The 20,816-nt window shown below is 63.8% G+C and carries 19 protein-coding genes; 11 read left to right on the top strand and 8 right to left on the bottom strand.

Features of this window, described 5'->3' with window-relative positions:
* Positions 1 to 2: 2 nt before the first annotated feature.
* Positions 3 to 1,010: a class 1 fructose-bisphosphatase gene (locus N5C28_RS14110; protein WP_279823187.1), complete on the bottom strand. Its 1,008-nt coding sequence runs from the start codon at positions 1,008 to 1,010 to the stop codon at positions 3 to 5.
* Positions 1,011 to 1,105: 95 nt separating this feature from the next.
* On the bottom strand, positions 1,106 to 2,749 hold the full coding sequence (locus N5C28_RS14105; protein ID WP_279823185.1) for a histidine kinase N-terminal 7TM domain-containing protein: 1,644 nt from the start codon (positions 2,747 to 2,749) through the stop codon (positions 1,106 to 1,108).
* A 340-nt stretch (positions 2,750 to 3,089) separates the two neighbouring features.
* Here N5C28_RS14105 and N5C28_RS14100 point away from each other — a divergent pair, with 340 nt between their 5' ends.
* Both N5C28_RS14100 and N5C28_RS14095 read left to right on the top strand, forming a co-directional pair.
* Positions 3,090 to 3,485 (top strand): YkgJ family cysteine cluster protein, encoded by a 396-nt coding sequence (locus N5C28_RS14100; RefSeq protein ID WP_279823183.1) that lies wholly within the window; start codon positions 3,090 to 3,092, stop codon positions 3,483 to 3,485.
* A gap of 29 nt (positions 3,486 to 3,514) precedes the next feature.
* Entirely contained in the window at positions 3,515 to 4,954 is a 1,440-nt protein-coding gene (locus tag N5C28_RS14095; protein WP_279823181.1) for a mannose-1-phosphate guanylyltransferase/mannose-6-phosphate isomerase, read from the top strand.
* Between the two features lie 98 nt (positions 4,955 to 5,052).
* Here N5C28_RS14095 and typA read toward each other — a convergent pair whose 3' ends face one another.
* Both typA and thiI read right to left on the bottom strand, forming a co-directional pair.
* Positions 5,053 to 6,873, bottom strand: coding sequence for a translational GTPase TypA (gene typA / locus N5C28_RS14090; RefSeq protein ID WP_279823178.1), 1,821 nt, complete (start codon positions 6,871 to 6,873; stop codon positions 5,053 to 5,055).
* Positions 6,874 to 7,038: 165 nt separating this feature from the next.
* Positions 7,039 to 8,493 carry a tRNA uracil 4-sulfurtransferase ThiI gene (gene thiI / locus N5C28_RS14085; RefSeq protein ID WP_279823176.1) on the bottom strand — a complete coding sequence of 485 codons (1,455 nt, stop codon included), beginning with the start codon at positions 8,491 to 8,493 and terminating at the stop codon, positions 7,039 to 7,041.
* A gap of 329 nt (positions 8,494 to 8,822) precedes the next feature.
* Here thiI and glnA point away from each other — a divergent pair, with 329 nt between their 5' ends.
* From glnA to ntrC, 5 genes are all read left to right on the top strand, one after another.
* Positions 8,823 to 10,229: a glutamate--ammonia ligase gene (gene glnA, locus N5C28_RS14080; RefSeq protein WP_279823174.1), complete on the top strand. Its 1,407-nt coding sequence runs from the start codon at positions 8,823 to 8,825 to the stop codon at positions 10,227 to 10,229.
* A gap of 157 nt (positions 10,230 to 10,386) precedes the next feature.
* Positions 10,387 to 10,938: a DUF4124 domain-containing protein gene (locus tag N5C28_RS14075; RefSeq protein WP_279823172.1), complete on the top strand. Its 552-nt coding sequence runs from the start codon at positions 10,387 to 10,389 to the stop codon at positions 10,936 to 10,938.
* 3 nt (positions 10,939 to 10,941) lie between these two features.
* A complete protein-coding gene (locus N5C28_RS14070; RefSeq protein ID WP_279823170.1) occupies positions 10,942 to 11,568 on the top strand; it encodes a DUF4124 domain-containing protein in 627 nt (208 codons plus the stop codon).
* Positions 11,569 to 11,764: 196 nt separating this feature from the next.
* Positions 11,765 to 12,853, top strand: a complete 1,089-nt coding sequence (glnL, locus tag N5C28_RS14065) for a nitrogen regulation protein NR(II) (protein ID WP_279823168.1) — start codon at positions 11,765 to 11,767, stop codon at positions 12,851 to 12,853.
* Positions 12,850 to 14,289: a nitrogen regulation protein NR(I) gene (gene ntrC / locus N5C28_RS14060; protein ID WP_279823166.1), complete on the top strand. Its 1,440-nt coding sequence runs from the start codon at positions 12,850 to 12,852 to the stop codon at positions 14,287 to 14,289. Before glnL ends, ntrC begins: the two co-directional genes overlap by 4 nt.
* A gap of 266 nt (positions 14,290 to 14,555) precedes the next feature.
* Here the strand turns inward: ntrC and N5C28_RS14055 are convergent, their stop codons facing one another.
* Positions 14,556 to 14,996 (bottom strand): hypothetical protein, encoded by a 441-nt coding sequence (locus N5C28_RS14055; RefSeq protein WP_279823164.1) that lies wholly within the window; start codon positions 14,994 to 14,996, stop codon positions 14,556 to 14,558.
* Here N5C28_RS14055 and trmL point away from each other — a divergent pair.
* Complete coding sequence (gene trmL / locus N5C28_RS14050) at positions 14,995 to 15,450, top strand: tRNA (uridine(34)/cytosine(34)/5-carboxymethylaminomethyluridine(34)-2'-O)-methyltransferase TrmL (RefSeq protein ID WP_279823162.1); 456 nt, start codon at positions 14,995 to 14,997, stop codon at positions 15,448 to 15,450. The two genes, N5C28_RS14055 and trmL, sit on opposite strands and share 2 nt — an antisense overlap.
* Before the next feature lie 62 nt (positions 15,451 to 15,512).
* On the opposite strand, the gene secB is transcribed toward trmL, so the two are convergent.
* From secB to N5C28_RS14035, 3 genes are read right to left on the bottom strand one after another with little or no spacing between them, the layout of a single operon-like run.
* Positions 15,513 to 15,998, bottom strand: coding sequence for a protein-export chaperone SecB (gene secB, locus N5C28_RS14045; RefSeq protein WP_279823160.1), 486 nt, complete (start codon positions 15,996 to 15,998; stop codon positions 15,513 to 15,515).
* A 43-nt stretch (positions 15,999 to 16,041) separates the two neighbouring features.
* Entirely contained in the window at positions 16,042 to 16,296 is a 255-nt protein-coding gene (grxC, locus tag N5C28_RS14040; protein WP_279823158.1) for a glutaredoxin 3, read from the bottom strand.
* A gap of 1 nt (position 16,297) precedes the next feature.
* Positions 16,298 to 16,711 carry a rhodanese-like domain-containing protein gene (locus N5C28_RS14035; protein ID WP_279823155.1) on the bottom strand — a complete coding sequence of 138 codons (414 nt, stop codon included), beginning with the start codon at positions 16,709 to 16,711 and terminating at the stop codon, positions 16,298 to 16,300.
* 141 nt (positions 16,712 to 16,852) lie between these two features.
* On the opposite strand from N5C28_RS14035, the gene gpmI reads away from it, so the two are divergent.
* The 3 genes from gpmI (at position 16,853) to N5C28_RS14020 (ending at position 20,795) form a co-directional block, all read left to right on the top strand.
* Complete coding sequence (gene gpmI / locus N5C28_RS14030; protein WP_279823153.1) at positions 16,853 to 18,388, top strand: 2,3-bisphosphoglycerate-independent phosphoglycerate mutase; 1,536 nt, start codon at positions 16,853 to 16,855, stop codon at positions 18,386 to 18,388.
* A 152-nt stretch (positions 18,389 to 18,540) separates the two neighbouring features.
* The gene (locus N5C28_RS14025; protein WP_279823151.1) at positions 18,541 to 19,437 is read left to right on the top strand and encodes an NAD-dependent epimerase/dehydratase family protein; all 897 of its coding nucleotides are present in this window, start codon (positions 18,541 to 18,543) and stop codon (positions 19,435 to 19,437) included.
* Between the two features lie 113 nt (positions 19,438 to 19,550).
* A complete protein-coding gene (locus N5C28_RS14020; RefSeq protein ID WP_279823149.1) occupies positions 19,551 to 20,795 on the top strand; it encodes a murein hydrolase activator EnvC in 1,245 nt (414 codons plus the stop codon).
* The last annotated feature ends 21 nt before the right edge of the window (positions 20,796 to 20,816 follow it).

The raw sequence follows: 20,816 nt of genomic DNA, 5'->3' as shown, positions 1-20,816 counted from the left end.
GGTCATTCCTTGTGGTAGGCGGTCACGCGCTCGACTTCTTCCTTCGAACCGAGGAAGACCGCGACCCGCTGGTGCAGCGAGGTCGGCTGGATGTCGAGGATGCGCTGCTGGCCGTTGGTGGCGGCACCGCCGGCCTGTTCGATGATGAAGGCCATGGGGTTGGCTTCGTACATCAGGCGCAGCTTGCCGGGTTTTTCCGGCTCGCGGCTGTCGCGCGGGTACATGAACAAACCGCCACGGGTCAGGATGCGGTGCACATCGGCCACCATCGAGGCGATCCAGCGCATGTTGTAGTTCTTCTTCAGCGGCCCGGTTTCACCGGCCAGCAGCTCGCCGACATACCGCTGCACCGGCGCTTCCCAGTGGCGCTGGTTGGACATGTTGATGGCGAATTCCTTGGTCGTTTCCGGCACCGTGATGGTGTCGTGGGTCAGCACGAAGCTGCCCAGTTCGCGGTCCAGGGTGAAGCCCTTGACGCCGTTGCCCAGGGTCAGCAGCAGCATGGTCTGCGGGCCGTAGATCGCGTAGCCGGCGGCCACTTGCTGGGTGCCAGGCTGCAGGAATGCGTCTTCGCCCAGGTCACCGCTGTCGCCGTTACGGTCCGGGCAACGCAGCACCGAGAAGATGGTACCGACCGAGACGTTGACGTCGATGTTGGAGGAGCCGTCCAGCGGGTCGAACACCAGCAGGTACGCGCCCTTGGGATAACGGCCCGGGATCTGGTAGGCGTTGTCCATTTCTTCCGACGCCATGCCCGCCAGGTGACCGCCCCACTCGTTGGCTTCCAGCAGGATCTCGTTGGAGATCACGTCGAGTTTCTTCTGCACTTCGCCCTGTACGTTCTCGGTTTCCATGCTGCCGAGCACGCCGCCCAGTGCACCCTTGGAGACCTGGTGGCTGATGGCCTTGCATGCACGCGCCACGACTTCGATGAGGAAGCGCAGATCGGCGGGGGTGTTATGGCTGCGGGTCTGCTCGATCAGATAGCGGCTCAGGGTAACGCGAGACATGGATGACTCCGGGAGGGGAAGTAAAATCGCGCGCAGTTTACTCCTTTACGGGCAACCGCGCCTCAGAACCTAGATCGGTGGGAAGGGCCTTTAGTTCAACACAGGGCGCACACGCGGTTGCGGCCACTGCGCTTGGCTTCGTAGAGGGCCGCGTCCGCTGCCTGCAGCAGCTCATCCAGCCCGGCGCCCTGCTCCGGCCACAGCGCCAGCCCCGCCGACAGGGTCACGTAGCGAGCGCCGCCGCGGGTCGGCAGCGGGTGTTCCGCCAGTTGCCGGCAGACCAGTTCCATGCGCCGACGCGCCTCCCCGGCATCGGCCCCTGGGAGGATCAGCAGGAACTCCTCGCCGCCGATGCGAAATGCCGCATCCGAGCCCCGGATGCTGCCCAGCAGGTGACGCGCCACGCCCTTGAGCACGTCGTCGCCTTCCATATGGCCATGCACGTCGTTGAGCTGCTTGAAATGGTCGAGGTCAATGAGCGCCAGGGACAGGGGAATCTGGTCACGCTGGGCGCGAATCCGCTCGCGCTCGAAGAATTCGTCCAGGTAACGGCGGTTGAACAGACCGGTCAGCGGGTCGCACAGCGCCTGCTCCTGCAACTGCTCGTGCAGGATGGAAATGGTCCGCAGGCGTTCTTCGCTCACCGCCAGGGCCTCGGCCAGCCTCAGCTCGCTCAGGTGGCGCTGGGTCACGTCACGCAGGTAGAGCATCTGCCCGAGCAGCGCGCGCCCGCGGCGGCTGACCCGCTCGATGGCCCGGACCCGCACTTCGAAATAACGCCCTGCGCTGGTCAGGGTCAGCAGTTGCTCCTGGGCGGTATCGACCTGGCCGTCCAGCAGCGCCTGCAGGTCGCTGCCCAGCACCGGCCAGTCCCGCAACGGCTGCCCCCGCCAGCCTTCGTGCAGCCCGGCCAGCTTCAGGGCTGCCGGGTTGGCTTCGATCACCCGCCCCCGGGAGTCGACCACCAGCACCGGATCGAACAGCTCCTCCAGCAACAGGTGCCGCGCCACGGGCATCAGGTCGAACAGGCGCACGCCGACGATCAGCCAGGCGAAGGCCACCAGGGTAAAGGCGAAACTGAAGGGGGTGGGGTCGAAACCGAACAGGGTCTGGCCAAAGCCCACATAGCTGATGTTGGCGATCCAGGGCACCGCCGTCACCAGCACGAACGCCAGATAATGCCGGCGATGCACTCCCTCGCTGGTCAGCGCAGCCCGCAGCATCACGCCCATGCAGAACAGCATGAACACGTACACATACGCTGCTGCGGCATAGAACAACGGGCCATGGGCGTAACGGATCGCCGCTCCCGGCTCCGCCGACAGCGGAGCTGTAGCGGCGCCGTAGAACAGGCCATGCCAGGGGTTGCTCACGGCCGCCAGCCAGACCAGCACCGGCACCACGGCAAGCGCCAGGACGCCGCGCAGCGGAATCGGCGTCCGCACGCTGTTGACGTACTGCCAGAGGAAGATCGCCCAGAAGGTCGGCACCGAGATGATTCCCGGCCAGGCCATGCTCGCCCAGAACACCTTGCAGTCTGCCCCTTGAGCCGCCATCTCGATCGAGGCTGCGGCCATCCACCAGAGGCTGCCGAGGTGCAGCAGAATGAAACTGTCACGCCCTGGGAAGGCGCGTTGCCGGATGACCCAGTGGGCCAGCAGGAGGACCCCGATGCAGACGACACCCGTCAGCACCACCGGGATGCTCAGAGCCCAGCCAGAGCCGAGACAGGCCGTCATGCCAGCCACCGGTGCGCAGGCACGAAGCGAACATCAAGACAAAGATCGAAAAAGCGCTGCAAAAGGCCATCCTGACCTGAAATAAAAGAACAACGGTGCGATCGGGTGGCACGAAGCGGAAAACGGTACTGCAATTCCAGCGTCCTTTACTGCATTCACGCGGCCCACCTCACCGCTCCCGGACCGAGGATCAGCCTGAAACCCGAAGTCTAGAGCGGCATTCTACTCCGCGCCAATGCACCACGGGCACAAATACCCACAACCAACCGGCGGTTATTTAGCCCAAAACCCGGCAACACCGCTATCATCGCCCGCCGCCCAACCACGCCCCGTGCACACGATGAAAAACAACCTGATTGCCGCCGCTGAAATCGACCGACTGGAAACCTGGGCCAAGTACAGCGGCGACATGTGTCACAGCTGCATCTCCAGCTGCTGCACCCTGCCGGTCGAGGTGCGCCTCAACGACCTGATTCGCATCGGCATCGTCGACGAGTTCGAACGCAGCGAGCCCGCCAAGAACATCGCCAAGCGCCTGCAGAAGGACGGCATCGTCGAGCGCTTCAACCAGAAGTCCGGGATCTTCACCCTGGTGCGCATGAGCAACAACGACTGCCTGTACCTGGACCGCAAGACCCGCCTGTGCACCATCTACGACAAGCGCCCCGACACCTGCCGCAACCACCCCAAGGTCGGGCCACGCCCGGGCTACTGCGCCTACAAGCCCAAGAGCTGACGACCGGCCAGCCGCGCGAGGAGAACGCCATGATTCCCCTGATCCTGTCCGGCGGCAGTGGCTCCCGGCTCTGGCCCCTGTCTCGCACCCACTACCCCAAGCAGTTTCTGGCGCTGGGCGAGCACGGCAGCATGCTCCAGCAGACCGTGCAGCGCTTGCCTGCGCATGGTCTGCAAGCGCCATTGGCGGTCTGTAACGAGGCCCATCGCTTCGTGGTCAGGGAGCAACTGGAGGCCATTGGCTGCCAGCCCCAGGCGATCCTGCTCGAACCGGTCGGCCGCAATACCGCGCCGGCCGTGGCCGTGGCGGCCATGCACCTGCTTGCCGAGGGCCGCGACGAGTTGCTGCTGGTGCTGCCGGCCGACCATGCGATCGACGACCTACCACGCTTTCACGCCGCCCTGGACGCCGCCCGCCAGGCCGCCGACAGTCACGAGATGGTGCTGTTCGGCGTTCCAGCCGACCGGGCGGAAACCGGCTATGGCTACATCAAGGCCGCCCCGGCGGCCGAGGCGCCCAACGGCGCGCTACGGGTCGAACGGTTCGTCGAGAAACCCGACCTGGCCACCGCGAACGCATTCGTGGCCGAGGGCGGCTACTTCTGGAACAGCGGCATGTTCCTGTTCCGCTGCAGCCACTACCTTGAGGCGCTTGAACGCCATGCCCCGGAGATTCACGCCGCCTGCCGATCAGCCTGGCAACGCAGCACCGAAGACCTCGGTTTCATCCGCCTCGATCCGGCGGCCTTCGATAGCTGCCCGGCCGACTCGATCGATTACGCCGTGATGGAAAAGACCGACCGCGCCTGCGTGGTACCGCTCGCGGCGGGCTGGAACGACATCGGCTCCTGGTCCGCCCTCTGGGACGTGCAGGACAAGGACGGCGACGGCAATGCCCGGATCGGCGATGTGGTGCTGCAGGACAGCCGCAACTGCCTGGCGCACAGCCAGAGCAAACTGGTGGCCCTGGTGGGCCTGGACGACGTGGTGGTCGTGGAAACCCGGGATGCGGTGATGGTGGCCCACAAGGATCGGACCCAGGACGTCCGGCAACTGGTCGGCACCCTGGGCGTCCAACAGCGCCCGGAAATCCATGACCACAGCCAGGTCTACCGTCCCTGGGGCAGCTACAGCACCCTCGACAGCGGCCCGCACTTCCAGGTCAAGCGCCTGGTGATCAAGCCCGGTGCCAGCCTGTCGCTGCAGCGCCACCAGCACCGCGCCGAGCACTGGGTGGTGGTGTCCGGCACGGCACGGGTGACCTGCGACGACCGGACCTTTGTGCTCACCGAAAATCAGTCGACCTACATTCCCATGGCGGCGCTGCACCGCCTGTCCAACCCGGGCAGGATTCCCCTGGAAATCATCGAGGTGCAGTCCGGCAGTTACCTGGGCGAAGACGATATCGAACGCTTCGACGACGTCTATGGCCGCACCGACGCCCTGCTCCACAGCGATCCCGCAGATTGAACCACTCAACCCCGGATAGCGCCGCGAGGCCGAACGCCAGGCATTAAAAAACCCCGCAGGCTTTCGCCGGCGGGGTTTTCAGGCAGTCAGGCTGAAGATCAGGCCTTGGCTTTCTTGGCAGCGCGGGTGCGCTCGCCTTCGTCCAGGATCTTCTTGCGCAGACGGATCGACTTCGGCGTGACTTCGCACAGCTCGTCGTCCTGGATGAATTCCAGGGCCTGCTCGAGGGTGAAGCGAACCGGCGGAACCAGGGCGATGGTCTCGTCCTTGCCCGACGCGCGCATGTTGTCGAGCTTCTTGCCCTTGGTGGGGTTCACGCCCAGGTCGTTGTCACGGCTGTTCAGGCCGACGATCTGACCGTTGTAGATGTCCTGACCGTGCTCGATGAACAGCTTGCCACGAGCCTGCAAGGTTTCCAGGGAGTAGGTCAGTGCCTTGCCGGTCTCGATGGAGACCAGTACGCCGTTCTGGCGGCCGGACATCTGGCCGGACTTCATCACGTCGTAACGGTCGAAGATCGAGGTCAGGATGCCTGCACCGTTGGTCAGGGTCAGGAACTGGTTACGGAAACCGATCAGACCACGGGCCGGAATGTTGTATTCCAGGCGAACACGGCCCTTGCCATCCGGCGCCATGTTGGTCAGGTCGCCCTTGCGCAGGCCCATTTCTTCCATGACCTTGCCCTGGGCTTCTTCCGGGATGTCGATGGTGACGTTCTCGAACGGCTCGTGCTTGGCGCCGTTGACTTCGCGGATGATCACTTCAGGACGGCCTACGCCCATCTCGAAGCCTTCGCGACGCATGTTCTCGATCAGAACCGAGAGGTGCAGCTCACCACGGCCGGAGACCTTGAACTTGTCGGCCGAGTCGCCTTCTTCGACGCGCAGGGCCACGTTGTACAGCAGCTCCTTGTCCAGACGCTCCTTGATGTTGCGGCTGGTGACGAACTTGCCTTCCTTGCCGCAGAACGGCGAGTCGTTGACCTGGAAGGTCATGGAAACGGTCGGCTCGTCTACGGTCAGCGGCTTCATCGCCTCGACATTGTTCATGTCGCACAGGGTGTCGGAGATGAACAGCTCGTCGAAACCGCTGATGCAGACGATGTCGCCGGCGGTGGCTTCTTCGACGTCCACACGGTGCAGACCGTGGTGGCCCATCAGCTTGAGGATACGGCCGTTGCGCTTCTTGCCTTCGGTGTCGATGGCGACGACCGGGGTGTTCGGCTTGACGCGGCCACGGGCGATACGGCCCACACCGATGATGCCGAGGAAGCTGTTGTAGTCCAGGGCGGAAATCTGCATCTGGAACGGACCGTCGACGTCGACGCTCGGCGCCGGAACGTGGTCGACGATGGCCTGGTACAGCGCGGTCATGTCTTCGCCCATGGCAGTGTGGTCCAGACCGGCGATGCCGTTCAGGGCCGAGGCGTAGACGACCTGGAAGTCCAGCTGCTCTTCGGTGGCACCGAGGTTGTCGAACAGGTCGAAGATCTGGTCCAGAACCCAGTCAGGACGCGCGCCCGGACGGTCGACCTTGTTGATCACGACGATCGGCTTCAGGCCGGCTTCGAAGGCCTTCTTGGTCACGAAGCGGGTTTGCGGCATCGGGCCGTCCTGGGCGTCGACCAGCAGCAGCACGGAGTCGACCATCGACATCACGCGCTCTACTTCACCGCCGAAGTCGGCGTGGCCGGGGGTGTCGACGATGTTGATGCGGTATTCGCCCCAACGGATCGCGGTGTTCTTGGCCAGAATGGTAATGCCGCGCTCTTTTTCCTGGTCGTTGGAGTCCATCACGCGCTCGTCGTTGAGCTCGTTGCGCTCCAGGGTGCCGGACTGACGCAGGAGTTTGTCGACCAGGGTGGTTTTACCGTGGTCAACGTGGGCGATGATGGCGATGTTGCGTAGATTTTCGATCACGTGTGTATCTCGATCAGAGGATTCGGTTTGCCACCCAGTCTAGGCGGCGAGTGTTAACTAATTGCGATTTCTGCCAGGCGGTGTGAACACCTGGTGCGGCAGGCTCATGCCGCCGCGGGGTCGGGAGGGCGATGGCGGATGCTTCCGCCATTCAACCCGGGCGTCTTATGCCGGACGATAAACGCGCACATTGGCATGCCCCTCGCTCAGCAGATGGTGGGCGTGCAGGCGACTCATCACGCCCTTGTCGCAATACAGCAGGTACTGGCGATTGCTATCGAGCTCCTTGAATTTGCTGTTCAGGGCATAGAAAGGCAGCGTCTGTACGTCGATGCCCGGCAGCGCCAGCGGCGCGTCCTCACAGGCATCGGGGTGGCGAATATCGATGACCACCTGCCCCGCCAGGGCCTCGGTCACTTCTTCGACCTGCACATCCTTGCCCAGCTCGTCGATCACGCGGTCGATGGGCAGCAGGGTGGCGCGCTCCAGGGCGCGCTCCAGGATCGCCATGTCGAACTGGGTTTCTTCGTGGGCAATGCGGGCGCTCTTCGCCTTGGTCGTCGGGTTCACCGAGATGACCCCGCAATACTCCGGCATGTGCTTGGCGAATTCGGCGGTGCCGATCTGCTCGGCGGTATTGATGATGTCCTGCTTGTGGCTGGCGATCAGCGGGCGCAGCACCAGCATGTCGGTGACCGAGTCGATCACCGAGAGGTTCGGCAGGGTCTGGCTGGACACCTGGGAAATCGCCTCGCCGGTCACCAGCGCATCGATGTTCAGGCGCTCGGCCATCTGCGTGGAGGCGCGCAGCATCATGCGCTTTAGCACCACGCCCATCTGGCTGTTGTCGACCTTGCCGAGGATTTCGCCGAGCACCTCCTCGAACGGCACGCTGATGAACAGCACGCGCTGGGAGCTGCCGAACTTTTTCCACAGGTAGTGAGCCACTTCCATCACGCCCAGCTCGTGGGCACGGCCACCGAGGTTGAAGAAGCAGAAGTGGGTCATCAGGCCGCGGCGCATCATCTGGTAGGCGGCGACGGTGGAATCGAAACCACCGGACATCAGCACCAGGGTCTGCTCCAGCGAGCCCAGTGGGTAGCCACCTAGGCCCTCGTGCTGGTGATGAATGACGAACAGGCGCTGGTCACGGACCTCGATCCGCACCTCGACGTCAGGGTTCTTCAGGGAAATGCCGGCCGCGCCGCATTGCTGGCGCAACTGGCTGCCCACGTAGCGCTCGATGTCCATGGAGCTGAACGGGTGCTTGCCCGCACGCTTGCAGCGCACGGCGAAGATCTTGCCCGGCAGCACGTCGGCGAAGTGTTGCTTGCACTTTTCCAGGACGTCGTCGAAATCGCCCAGCGGATACTCGTCGACCTGCAGGAAATGCGCGATGCCCGGCGTGCAGCTCAGGCGATCGACCATCTCCGACAAGATCTTCGGCTCGGTCAGGGTGGTTTGCACTTCCAGGTTGTCCCATACGCCACTCACCTGCAGCTGCGGATCGAGATCGCGCAGCACCGAGCGAATGTTCTTCGCCAACTGCCGGATGAAATGCTTGCGCACCGGCGGGCTCTTGATGGTGATTTCCGGGAAGACTTTGACGATCAGTTTCATGAAAAAATGGGTAAGCCGCGACGGCCGAAAAACAGGGGCGCGGATTATAGCGGAAATTGCTCAAGCTTTAACCAAAAATCCCATCTTTCGAATGAGTCGCACCAATGCAGTGCACAAAGCCTAAATGGCGACCCATTACGGTGCGTAAAATGTTTCCGCACCAAGTTGCAGCCCCCGCCAATGCTGAGTTTCAGGGCTTCAACCCATTCCAGGGCACTGGCATGCATTTTGCTCCCTTGTGAGGCAGGTTGTCCTGGCGGAGTATCCCGCCCGGCTTCACGACTTAATGAAGGCTTAACAGAACGAGCCTTATCCACCTGGAGGACAGCATGTCGAAGGCGATTCAACTCATCAAAGAACACGACGTGAAGTGGGTAGACCTGCGCTTCACCGACACCAAGGGCAAGCAGCACCACGTGACCATGCCGGCCCGTGATGCCCTGGACGAAGATTTCTTCGAGCACGGCAAGATGTTCGACGGCTCCTCCATCCATGGCTGGAAAGGCATCGAAGCCTCCGACATGATCCTGCTGCCGGTCGACGAAACCTCCGTACTGGACCCGTTCACCGAAGAGCCGACGCTGATCATCGTCTGCGACATCATCGAGCCGAGCACCATGCAAGGCTACGACCGCGACCCGCGCTCCATCGCCAAGCGCGCCGAGGAATACCTCAAGACCACCGGCATCGGCGACACCGTATTCGTTGGTCCGGAGCCTGAGTTCTTCATCTTCGACCAGGTGAAGTTCAAGTCCGACATCTCCGGCTCCATGTTCAAGATCTACTCCGAACAAGGTTCCTGGATGACCGACCAGGACGTCGAAGGCGGCAACAAGGGCCACCGCCCAGCCGTCAAAGGTGGCTACTTCCCGGTTCCGCCGTGCGACCACGACCACGAAATCCGTACGGCCATGTGTAATGCCATGGAAGAAATGGGCCTGGTCATCGAAGTTCACCACCACGAAGTGGCGACTGCCGGTCAGAACGAAATCGGCGTGAAGTTCAACACCCTGGTTGCCAAGGCTGACGAAGTTCAGACCCTGAAGTACTGCGTGCACAACGTGGCCGATGCCTACGGCAAGACCGCTACCTTCATGCCGAAGCCGCTGTACGGCGACAACGGCTCGGGCATGCACGTCCACATGTCGATCTCCAAAGACGGCAAGAACACCTTCTCCGGTGAAGGCTATGCCGGCCTGTCCGATACCGCCCTGTACTTCATCGGCGGCATCATCAAGCACGGTAAGGCCCTGAACGGCTTCACCAACCCGTCGACCAACTCCTACAAGCGTCTGGTCCCGGGCTTCGAAGCACCGGTCATGCTGGCCTACTCGGCTCGCAACCGCTCCGCCTCGATCCGTATCCCGTACGTTTCCAGCCCGAAAGCCCGCCGCATCGAAGCGCGCTTCCCGGACCCGGCTGCCAACCCGTACCTGGCCTTCGCTGCCCTGCTGATGGCTGGTCTGGACGGTATCCAGAACAAGATCCACCCTGGCGATGCAGCCGACAAGAACCTGTACGACCTGCCGCCGGAAGAAGGCAAGCTGATCCCGCAGGTGTGCGGCAGCCTGAAAGAAGCCCTGGAAGAGCTGGACAAGGGCCGCGCGTTCCTGACCAAGGGCGGCGTGTTCTCCGACGACTTCATCGATGCCTACATCGAGCTGAAGTCCGAAGAAGAAATCAAGGTTCGCACCTTCGTACACCCGCTGGAATACGACCTGTACTACAGCGTCTAAGCCAGCCCTGCGCCGTCTGACGGCGCGGTGAAGAAAGCCCCTCCGGCCTCGCCGGTGGGGCTTTTTTTTGGGCGGCAATCACAGCGCGGTGGCGACAGGCTTGAAAGCCGGCCCCACCAGTGCAAGTCTAGACGGCACACCATTCGGGAGATTGGCCATGCGCCTGATGCTCGCCTGCCTGCTGCTGGTCCTGGCCCTGCCAGCCAGTGCCCAGATCTACAAATACACCGACTCCAAGGGCAACACCGTCTTCACCAACCAGCCACCGGACGGAACCCCGGCCGAAAGCGTCGAGCTGCCGAAGACCAATACCGTGCAGATGCAGGCGCCTACGGTGCCGGTCGAGCCGGAACCGGAAGCCGAAAGCGGTCCGTTCTACCGCACCCTGGCGCTGACCGGGATTCCTGACGAAGAAGCGCTGCGCGCCAACAATGGCACCTTCACCGTGGGCGTGCGCCTGGAACCGCGCCTGGTAAACGGCCACCGTCTGCGTCTGCTGCTCGATGGCAAGCCCTATGGTCAGCCGAGCAATGTGCCGCGACTGCAACTGACCAACATCGATCGCGGCGAACACAGCCTGGCGGTGGAAGTGCTGAACGGCAACGAGTCGATCCAGCAAAGCGCGACCGTCACCTTCACCGTGCAGCGCATCAGCCTCAACAGCCCCGCCCGAGGCCCTGCGGCCCCCACTCCTCGCCCGGCTCCCTGACCCATGCGCCACACGCTGTTCTGCCTGCTGCTGATCAGCCTGCCCACCTGGGCAGGCGTCTACACCTATATCGATGCCGACGGTAACCGGGTCTTCACCGACAAGCCGCGCTCGAGCACCTACGAGCGCGTCGACCTGCCCACCACCAACAGCATGAGCGGTCAGACGAACACGCCGCCGACACCGGTCAAAATGGAAGAACCTACCGCCGATGTGGTCCGCTATCAGGTGCTGCGCATCCTGGTACCGGAGCCCGATGCGACCATCCGCGATGGCGCCGGTAACCTGATTGTCACCGCCGACAGCGAACCCGGCCTGATCACCGGCCACAGCTACCGCCTGCTACTGGACGGGCAAGCCGTTGGCGAGCCGGGTCGCAGTCCGGTTTTCCCCCTGCAGAACATCGACCGCGGCACGCATCAACTGGCCATCGAAATCATCGATGCGCAAGGGCGGACCCTCGAGCGTACCCCGAGCCAACCGTTTCACGTGATTCGCATGTCCCTGGCGCAGAAACGCAACGCCAACCCTTGCAAGAAAGACGACTACGGCGTGCGTCCTGAATGCCCGATCAAGGACAAACCGCCCGAAGAAGACGACGGCCCACTCAGTATCCTGCCCTTCTTCTGACCCGTCAGCGCAGACGCACCATTTCAGTGCGCGGCGCCGCACTACTTTCTATACTCTCCCCATTTTGGTTCGCCCCTCACGGGCAGACACGCGCCTAAACGCGGCCTGAATCACCGAACTCGCGGCCAAACGCGTCTTTTCGGGGCTTTGGTTTGCTTCTTGCATTTTCCTGCCCATTGCCGGAATGCCCAGAACTATGACCATCAACGACGCACTGCACCGCCTGCTGCTCGACAACCTGACCACCGCGACGCTGTTGCTCAATGACGACCTGCGCCTTGAGTACATGAATCCGGCGGCCGAAATGCTCCTGGCCGTCAGCGGCCAGCGCAGTCATGGGCAATTCATCAGCGAACTGTTCACCGAGTCGCCGGAGGCCCTCGCCGCCCTGCGCCAGGCGGTGGAACAGGCGCACCCGTTCAACAAGCGCGAAGCCGTGCTCACCGCCCTCACCGGCCAGACCCTGACGGTCGACTATGCGGTAACGCCGATTCTCAGCCGGGGCGCCACGCTGCTGCTCCTGGAAGTGCACCCCCGTGATCGCCTGCTGCGCATCACCAAGGAAGAGGCCCAGCTCTCCAAGCAGGAAACCACCAAGATGCTGGTGCGCGGCCTGGCCCACGAAATCAAGAACCCCCTGGGCGGCATCCGTGGCGCGGCGCAGCTGCTGTCGCGCGAGCTGCCCGAGGAGAGCCTCAAGGACTACACCAACGTCATCATCGAAGAAGCGGACCGCCTGCGTAACCTGGTGGACCGCATGCTCGGCTCGAACAAGCTGCCGTCGCTGTCGATGACCAACGTCCATGAAGTCCTGGAGCGCGTGGGTAGCCTGGTCGAAGCGGAAAGCCAGGGCAGCATCACCCTGGTGCGCGACTACGACCCGAGCATCCCGGACCTGCTGATCGACCGTGAGCAGATGATCCAGGCCGTGCTCAATATCGTGCGCAACGCCATGCAGGCCATCGCCGGGCAAAAACACGACCTGGGCCTGGGCCGTATCAGCCTGCGCACCCGTACCCTGCGCCAGTTCACCATCGGCCACACCCGTCACCGCCTGGTGGTCAAGGTCGAGATCATCGACAACGGCCCCGGCATTCCGCCGGAACTGCAGGAAACCATCTTCTATCCCATGGTCAGCGGCCGCGCCGACGGCACCGGGCTCGGCCTGGCCATCACCCAGAACATCATCAGTCAGCACCAAGGCCTGATCGAGTGCGAGAGCCACCCCGGGCACACCGTGTTCTCGATCTTCCTGCCGCTGGAACAAGGAGCAACCCCGCCATGAGCCGTAGTGAAACCGTCTGGATCGTAGATGACGACCGCTCCATCCGCTGGGTCCTGGAAAAAGCCCTGCAACAGGAAGGCATGAGCACCCAGAGTTTCGACAGCGCCGACGGCGTACTCGGGCGCCTCAGCCGGCAGCAGCCGGACGTGATCATCTCCGATATCCGCATGCCCGGCGCCAGCGGCCTCGACCTGCTGGCACGCATTCGCGAGATTCACCCGCGCCTGCCGGTCATCATCATGACGGCCCATTCGGACCTCGACAGCGCGGTGGCCAGCTACCAGGGCGGCGCCTTCGAGTACCTGCCCAAGCCGTTCGATGTCGACGAAGCCGTTTCTCTGGTCAAGCGCGCCAACCAGCACGCCCAGGAGCAGCAGGGCCTGAGCACACCGGCCGAGCAGACGCGCACCCCGGAAATCATCGGTGAAGCACCGGCGATGCAGGAGGTGTTCCGCGCCATCGGCCGCCTGTCCCACTCCAACATCACTGTGCTGATCAATGGCGAGTCCGGTACCGGCAAGGAGCTGGTCGCCCACGCCCTGCACCGCCACAGCCCACGGGCCGCAGCGCCGTTCATCGCCCTGAACATGGCGGCGATTCCCAAGGACCTGATGGAATCCGAGCTGTTCGGCCATGAAAAGGGCGCGTTCACCGGCGCTGCCAACCAGCGGCGCGGGCGTTTCGAACAGGCCGACGGCGGCACGCTGTTTCTCGACGAGATCGGCGACATGCCCGCCGACACCCAGACCCGCCTGCTGCGCGTACTGGCCGACGGCGAGTTCTACCGGGTCGGTGGTCACACCCCGGTCAAGGTGGACGTGCGCATCATCGCCGCCACCCACCAGAACCTGGAAAGCCTGGTGCAGGCCGGCAAGTTCCGTGAAGACCTGTTCCACCGCCTGAACGTGATTCGTATCCACATCCCGCGCCTGGCCGATCGCCGCGAAGACATCCCGACCCTCGCCCGCCACTTCCTGAGCCGTGCGGCCCTGGAGCTGGCGGTGGAGCCGAAGCTGCTCAAGAGCGAAACCGAGGACTACATGCGGCAACTGGCCTGGCCCGGCAACGTGCGCCAGCTGGAAAACACCTGCCGCTGGATCACCGTCATGGCCTCGGGCCGCGAGGTTCATGTGGGCGACCTGCCCCCCGAACTGCTGAGCCAGCCCCAGGACAACGCCCCGGTCAGCAACTGGGAACAGGCCCTGCGCCAGTGGGCCGACCAGGCCCTGGCGCGCGGTCAGTCGAGCCTGCTCGACAGTGCCGTGCCGTCCTTCGAGCGCATCATGATCGAGACCGCACTCAAGCACACCGCCGGACGCCGCCGGGATGCCGCGGTGCTGCTGGGCTGGGGTCGCAACACCCTGACCCGCAAGATCAAGGAACTGGGCATGAAGGTCGATGGCGGGGACGACGAAGACAACGACGACGCCGCCTGAGCATCTCCCTCACAAAAAAGCGGGCCGCATGCCCGCTTTTTTGTGCCCGGAAAAAATGCTCCCTATCGGCGCCCGAACACCCTGCCGTGCACTTTGCCGGGACATTTCTCTCGCCGAAAACACTGCCGCCAGGCTGGAAAAGGCGCGAAAAAGGCCGGAATCACGGGATTTCGCACACCGTAATAAAAGTGGCACAGCCTCTGCATAGACTAAAGCAATCCCAGTTTCGGGGACCTTGGTACAGGCAGGCCGGGGATTCCCCTCTTTTATTGCTCTTGCAGGCTGACCACCAGCCGCCAGCGACCGTCCACTTCCTCAGCGCGCCATTCGCCGCGCAGTGGACGGGCCGCCACCACCCTCAACTCCAGATCCTTGCGTTCGCGCTGCAGGCGCCAATTGGCGGCCCTGCCCTGGACACTCAACTGACCACTCTGCTCGCGACCGAAGCTCTCCAGGCGCAGGATGAACGCGCCGGCGATCTGCGTCACCTGCGGCCGAGGCACCTGGTCGAACCAGAGCACCAACCCCTGATCGACCACATCCACCTGCCGCAGCCACTGGGGATCGGGTTGCAGCATGCGCCCGATCATCATGCCGATCAGAAAGCCGAATATCGCCAGCGACCCGATGACCCGCACCCAGGGGCGGGGTTTCGGCCCGATATCGGGGGTAGAATGGCGGCCGTCTTCAGGCCTGGAGCCGCGCATGTTTCACGTGATCCTTTTTCAACCGGAAATTCCCCCCAATACGGGCAACATTATCAGGCTCTGCGCCAACAGCGGCTGCCACCTGCACCTGATCGAACCCCTGGGTTTCGAACTGGACGACAAACGCCTGCGCCGCGCCGGTCTCGACTACCACGAATACGCCACGCTGCAGCGCCACGCCGACCTCGCCAGTTGCCTGGAAAGCCTTGGCCAGCCGCGGGTTTTCGCCTTCACCACCAAAGGCTCCCACGCCTTCCACGAGGTGGCCTACCAGCCCGGTGACGCCTTCCTTTTCGGCCCGGAAAGCCGGGGCCTGCCCGAGGAGGTGCGTGACGCCCTGCCGCCCGAGCAGCGCCTGCGCCTGCCCATGCGTGAAGGCTGCCGCAGCCTGAACCTGTCCAACACGGTCGCCGTGGCCGTGTACGAGGCCTGGCGTCAGCAAGGCTTCAAGTAACCCGACGCGGCCAGCAGGCACAAAAAACGCCCCGAAGGGCGTTTTTAGGACGAGGCCGCCGCTCAGTGAGCCGGGGCTTCTTGTGCAGCCTGCTGAATACGCTGCATTTCCTGCGCGTACAGCGCGTCGAAGTTCACCGGTGCCAGCATCAGGGCCGGGAACGAACCACGAACCACCAGGCTGTCCAGGGTTTCGCGGGCATACGGGAACAGGATGTTCGGGCAGAAGGCGCCCAGGGTGTGGCTCATCGAGGCCGCATCCAGGCCCTTGATCAGGAAGATGCCAGCCTGCTGGACTTCAGCGATGAACGCGGTCTCTTCACCGTTCTTGACGGTCACGGAAAGCGTCAGCACCACTTCGTGGAAGTCGCCATCGAGCGGCTTCTGACGGGTGTTCAGGTCCAGGGCAACGCTCGGCGTCCACTCCTGGCGGAAGATTTCCGGGCTCTTGGGTGCTTCGAAAGACAGGTCACGCACATAGATGCGCTGCAGGGAGAACTGTGGGTTCTGCTCGCCCTGTGCGGCGCCGTTGCTAGCTTGTTCAGTCATGGCAAAGCCTTCTTTTCGTAGAGACGTGTTTAAAGGGTGCGGTTCAGGCCTGGAGCAGTGCGTCGAGCTTGCCGGCGCGCTCCAGGGCATACAGGTCGTCGCAGCCACCCACGTGGGTGTCGCCGATCCAGATTTGCGGCACCGAGGTGCGTTTCGCCTTGCGGGTCATCTCGGCGCGCAGCTCGGGCTGACCGTCGACCCTGATTTCCTCGAACGCCACCCCTTTTTTCGCGAGCAATTGCTTGGCGCGGATGCAGTAGGGGCACCAGTCGCTGGAATAGACGACGACGGGTTTCATGTCATTTCACCAGCGGCAGGTTGTCACCGCGCCAGCTGGCGATGCCACCGGACAGCTTGGCCGCGGTGTAGCCAGCCTTCTTCAGTTCACGGCTGGTGGTGCCGGCGTGCTGGCCCATGGCGTCGACCACGATCAGGGTCTTGCCCTTGTGCTTCTCCAGCTCGGCGATGCGCGCGGCGACTTTCTCATAGGGGATGTGCAGGGAACCGGCGATGTGACCCGCGGAGAAGTCTTTCTGGTTGCGCACGTCGAGCACCACGCCCTGCTCGCTGTTGATCAGCGCGGTCAGCTCGCGGCAGCTCAGGCTCTGGCCGCCCTTGCGCAGTTCGGTGAAGATCAGCAACCCCAAGAGAAAGACGAACAATCCGCTCAGTACATAGTGGGTAGAGGTAAATTCAATCAGATTGGCAAGCATCGGGCGGTTCCGGGACGGTAAAATCCCCGCAGTATACACAGCCCCACAGGTCGGCCAAACCCCGTCCGGCGGTGACGGGCTTGCCATCAGGCCGTAAAATGCCGAGTCTTTTTCGCCCCTCATGCAGAGCGAGTCAGCTTTATGAGCGCCACGCCCAAACCCCTGGTTCTTATCATCCTCGACGGCTTCGGCCACAGCGACAGCCCGGACTACAACGCCATCTACGCCGCCAACACCCCGGTTTACGATCACCTGCGCGCCACCCAGCCGCACGGCCTGATCTCCGGTAGCGGCATGGACGTGGGCCTGCCGGACGGCCAGATGGGCAACTCCGAAGTCGGTCACATGAACCTCGGCGCCGGGCGCGTGGTGTACCAGGACTTCACCCGCGTGACCAAGGCCATCCGCGATGGCGAGTTCTTCGACAACGCCACCATCACCGGTGCCGTGGACAAGGCCGTGTCGGCCGGCAAGGCGGTGCACATCCTCGGCCTGTTGTCCGACGGCGGTGTGCACAGCCACCAGGACCACCTGGTCGCCATGGCCGAACTGGCGGCCCGCCGCGGCGCCGAAAAGATCTACCTGCACGCCTTCCTCGACGGCCGTGACACGCCGCCGAAAAGCGCCCAGAGCAGCATCGAGCTGCTGGACGCCACCTTCGCCAGGCTCGGCAAGGGCCGCATCGCCAGCCTCATCGGCCGCTACTTCGCCATGGACCGCGACAACCGCTGGGACCGCGTCGAAAAAGCCTACAACCTGATCACCGATGGCCAGGGCGAATACAGCGCCGAGAGCGCCGTGGCCGGCCTGCAGGCCGCCTATGCGCGCGACGAGAGCGACGAATTCGTCAAGGCCACCACCATCGGCGAGGCCGTCCGGGTCGAAGACGGCGACGCCGTGGTGTTCATGAACTTCCGCGCCGACCGTGCCCGCGAACTGACCCGCTGCTTCGTCGAGCCGGACTTCAAGGAATTCCAGCGCGCCCGGGTGCCGCAACTGGCCGGTTTCATCATGCTGACCCAGTACGCGGCCAGCATCCCGGCGCCCAGCGCCTACAAGCCCGAGCCGCTGACCAACGTGCTGGGCGAGTACCTGGCCAAGAACGGCAAGACCCAGCTGCGCATCGCCGAGACCGAGAAATACGCCCACGTGACCTTCTTCTTCTCGGGCGGTCGCGAAGAGCCGTTCGAAGGCGAAGAGCGCATCCTCATCCCGTCGCCGAACGTCGCCACCTACGACCTGCAGCCGCAGATGAGCGCGCCGGAAGTGACCGACCGCATCGTCGAGGCCATCGAGCAGCAGTGCTACGACGCGATCATCGTCAACTACGCCAACGGCGACATGGTCGGTCACACCGGTGTGTTCAGCGCCGCTGTGGCAGCTGTCGAGTGCCTGGATGCCTGCGTCGGGCGCATCGTCGCGGCGCTGGACAAGGTCGGTGGCGAAGCCCTGATCACCGCCGACCACGGCAACGTCGAGCAGATGGAAGACGAATGCACCGGCCAGGCGCACACCGCGCATACCTGCGAGCCGGTACCGTTCATCTACGTCGGCAAGCGCGACGTCAGCCTGCGCGAGGGTGGTGTGCTGGCCGACGTGGCCCCCACGCTGCTGACCCTGATGGGCCTACCCATCCCGCCGGAAATGACCGGTACCAGCATCGTCACCCTGAAGTGACGTAGCCCCGAAAGCCCCGGTCCTGCCGGGGCTTTTTCGTTGTACCGTCCATTCTTGATTCCGGGGCAATTCTGATTTGAGCACCAGCCGGTTATTGGCCCGACCAGGCCCGTCCATACTGGCGGCACATTCAGCCCAATCGGGAGAACGCCATGAACATCTTCATCACTGGCGCCGGCGGTTACATCGGCGGCTCCATCGCTACGGGTCTGGTCCGTGCCGGACACCGTGTCACAGGCCTGGCACGACGCGCCGAGCAAGCCGAAGAACTGCGCGCCCTGGGTGTCATCCCGGTCATTGGCGCCCTCGATGACCGGACGCTGTTGATCGAACAGGCCCAGGCGGCGGATGCCGTGATCAATGCGGCCAGCAGCGACCACCGGGGCGCCGTCGAGGCGCTCATCGACGGCCTCGCCGGCTCGGGCAAGCCACTGCTGCACACCAGCGGCTCCAGCATCGTCGGCGATGCCTGCGGTGGCGACTCGGCCTCCCCTGACATCTACCACGAGGATGCCCTGCCCCAGCCGACGGCGGACAAGGCGGCCCGCGTGGCCATCGATAACCTGGTGCTGGCGGCCGCCTCGCGGGGCGTGCGCAGTGCCGTGCTGTGCAACACGCTTATCTATGGACACGCCCTTGGCCTGCCGCGGGAAAGCGTCCAACTGCCCCGCCTGCTGCGCCAGGCGCGCAAGTCCGGGGTGGTGCGGCATGTCGGACGCGGCCTGAACATCTGGTCCAACGTACACATCGAGGACGTCGTGGCGCTCTATCTGCTCGCCCTGGAAAAGACCCCGGCGGGTACCTTCTACTTCGTCGAAAACGGCGAAGCCTCGTTCCGAGACATGACCGCTGCCATGGCGCGTGCCCTGGGGCTCGGTGAAGCCCAGGACTGGCCGCTGGAGGAAGCCGAAGCCGAGTGGGGCTATGAAATGGCCAACTACGGCCTGGGCTCCAACAGCCGCGTACGTGGCGAGCGGGCCCGCCGCCTGCTCGGCTGGGCGCCACGGCATGGCTCGGTGCTGCACTGGATCGAGCACGAGATGCTGTAACCCCGCCGGTCAACCGGCAAGCGCCTTGAGTCGCCAATCGCGATTCAAGGCGTTTTTTTTGCCCCGTACCACGGGCATACTAGGCGCGTTCCCCGCCAGGTACCGCCTGCCCCATGTCCCGTGCCCTCACCCTGATTCTTCTCGCTTGCCTGCTGACGCCGGCCTTTGCCGATCAGAAGGCCGACACGCAAAAGCAGCTCGACGCGGCACGCACCGATGTGGCCGAACTGAAAAAGCTGCTGGAGAAGCTTCAGCTGGAAAAAACCGGTGTGCAGAAAGAACTGCAGAAGACCGAAACCGAGATGGGCCAGCTGGAGAAGCAGGTCAAGGACCTGCAGGGCGAGCTCAAGCAGAGCGAAGAGGAAATCCAGCGCCTCGACCAGGAGAAAAAAAAACTTGAGGGTGCGCGTCTCGAGCAGCAGCGGCTGATCGGTATCCAGGCGCGGGCGGCCTACCAGAGCGGGCGCCAGGAGTACCTCAAGCTGCTGCTCAACCAGCAGAACCCCGAACGCTTCTCGCGCACGCTGACCTACTACGATTACCTCAGCGAAGCGCGCATGGAACAGCTGGCCACCTTCAACGAGACCCTGCGCCAGCTGAACAACGTCGAGCAGGACATCGCCCGCCAGCAGGCCCAGTTGCAGGAACAGAAAAGCGCCCTGGATGACCGCCGCCAGAAACTGGGCGACGCACGCAAGGAGCGCCAGCTGGCCCTGGCCAAGCTGAACAAGGAATTCTCCGCCCGCGACCAGCGCCTCAAAGCCCGGGAGCAGGAACAGGCACAGCTCACCCGCGTGCTGAAAACCATCGAAGAAACCCTCGCACGCCAGGCGAAGGAAGCAGAAGAAGCCCGCCAGCGCGCCCTGGTCGCCGCCCGCGAGCAGCAACGCAGCGCTCCAGGCAAACCGGCCAACAGCGGCCCGCAGGTCAGCTCCGGCGCCGTCTACGGCGGGCCTTTCGCCAGTGCACGGGGTAAATTGCCGTGGCCGGTCGATGGCCGATTGGTTGCACGGTATGGAACCCCGCGCGGCGGCGACGCTCGGACTAAGTGGGACGGCGTACTGATCGGTGCCTCAGCCGGCAGCCAGGTCCGCGCCGTACACGGTGGCCGCGTGGTCTTCGCGGACTGGTTGCGCGGCGCCGGGCTTCTGGTCATTCTCGACCATGGCAATGGCTACCTGAGCCTGTACGGGCACAACCAGAGCCTGCTCAAGGACGCCGGTGATGTGGTCAAGGCCGGCGAACCGATCGCCACCGTCGGCACCAGTGGCGGGCAGGATGAGCCCGCCCTGTATTTCGCGATTCGCCAGCAGGGTCGCCCCAGCGACCCGGCGCAATGGTGCCGCGCGCAAGGATAAGCGCTGCGCTCACCTACTTAG

The sequence above is a fragment of the Pseudomonas sp. GD03944 genome (assembly GCF_029839275.1).
Classification (GTDB): Bacteria; Pseudomonadota; Gammaproteobacteria; order Pseudomonadales; family Pseudomonadaceae; genus Aquipseudomonas.
Note: the sequence above shows the minus strand (reverse complement) of the source record. Positions and strands in the feature narration are given on the sequence as shown.

What these genes read in the sequence shown, in the direction of transcription:
- N5C28_RS14055 (WP_279823164.1), bottom strand. Translation starts at nt 14,996, where the DNA reads ATGCGCGGCTCCAGGCCTGAAGACGGCCGCCATTCTACCCCCGATATC.
- glnL (WP_279823168.1), top strand. Translation starts at nt 11,765, where the DNA reads ATGACCATCAACGACGCACTGCACCGCCTGCTGCTCGACAACCTGACC.
- N5C28_RS14095 (WP_279823181.1), top strand. Translation starts at nt 3,515, where the DNA reads ATGATTCCCCTGATCCTGTCCGGCGGCAGTGGCTCCCGGCTCTGGCCC.
- secB (WP_279823160.1), bottom strand. Translation starts at nt 15,998, where the DNA reads ATGACTGAACAAGCTAGCAACGGCGCCGCACAGGGCGAGCAGAACCCA.
- grxC (WP_279823158.1), bottom strand. Translation starts at nt 16,296, where the DNA reads ATGAAACCCGTCGTCGTCTATTCCAGCGACTGGTGCCCCTACTGCATC.
- N5C28_RS14035 (WP_279823155.1), bottom strand. Translation starts at nt 16,711, where the DNA reads ATGCTTGCCAATCTGATTGAATTTACCTCTACCCACTATGTACTGAGC.
- gpmI (WP_279823153.1), top strand. Translation starts at nt 16,853, where the DNA reads ATGAGCGCCACGCCCAAACCCCTGGTTCTTATCATCCTCGACGGCTTC.
- N5C28_RS14075 (WP_279823172.1), top strand. Translation starts at nt 10,387, where the DNA reads ATGCGCCTGATGCTCGCCTGCCTGCTGCTGGTCCTGGCCCTGCCAGCC.
- N5C28_RS14105 (WP_279823185.1), bottom strand. Translation starts at nt 2,749, where the DNA reads ATGACGGCCTGTCTCGGCTCTGGCTGGGCTCTGAGCATCCCGGTGGTG.
- N5C28_RS14070 (WP_279823170.1), top strand. Translation starts at nt 10,942, where the DNA reads ATGCGCCACACGCTGTTCTGCCTGCTGCTGATCAGCCTGCCCACCTGG.
- N5C28_RS14100 (WP_279823183.1), top strand. Translation starts at nt 3,090, where the DNA reads ATGAAAAACAACCTGATTGCCGCCGCTGAAATCGACCGACTGGAAACC.
- ntrC (WP_279823166.1), top strand. Translation starts at nt 12,850, where the DNA reads ATGAGCCGTAGTGAAACCGTCTGGATCGTAGATGACGACCGCTCCATC.
- N5C28_RS14025 (WP_279823151.1), top strand. Translation starts at nt 18,541, where the DNA reads ATGAACATCTTCATCACTGGCGCCGGCGGTTACATCGGCGGCTCCATC.
- N5C28_RS14110 (WP_279823187.1), bottom strand. Translation starts at nt 1,010, where the DNA reads ATGTCTCGCGTTACCCTGAGCCGCTATCTGATCGAGCAGACCCGCAGC.
- glnA (WP_279823174.1), top strand. Translation starts at nt 8,823, where the DNA reads ATGTCGAAGGCGATTCAACTCATCAAAGAACACGACGTGAAGTGGGTA.
- thiI (WP_279823176.1), bottom strand. Translation starts at nt 8,493, where the DNA reads ATGAAACTGATCGTCAAAGTCTTCCCGGAAATCACCATCAAGAGCCCG.
- N5C28_RS14020 (WP_279823149.1), top strand. Translation starts at nt 19,551, where the DNA reads ATGTCCCGTGCCCTCACCCTGATTCTTCTCGCTTGCCTGCTGACGCCG.
- trmL (WP_279823162.1), top strand. Translation starts at nt 14,995, where the DNA reads ATGTTTCACGTGATCCTTTTTCAACCGGAAATTCCCCCCAATACGGGC.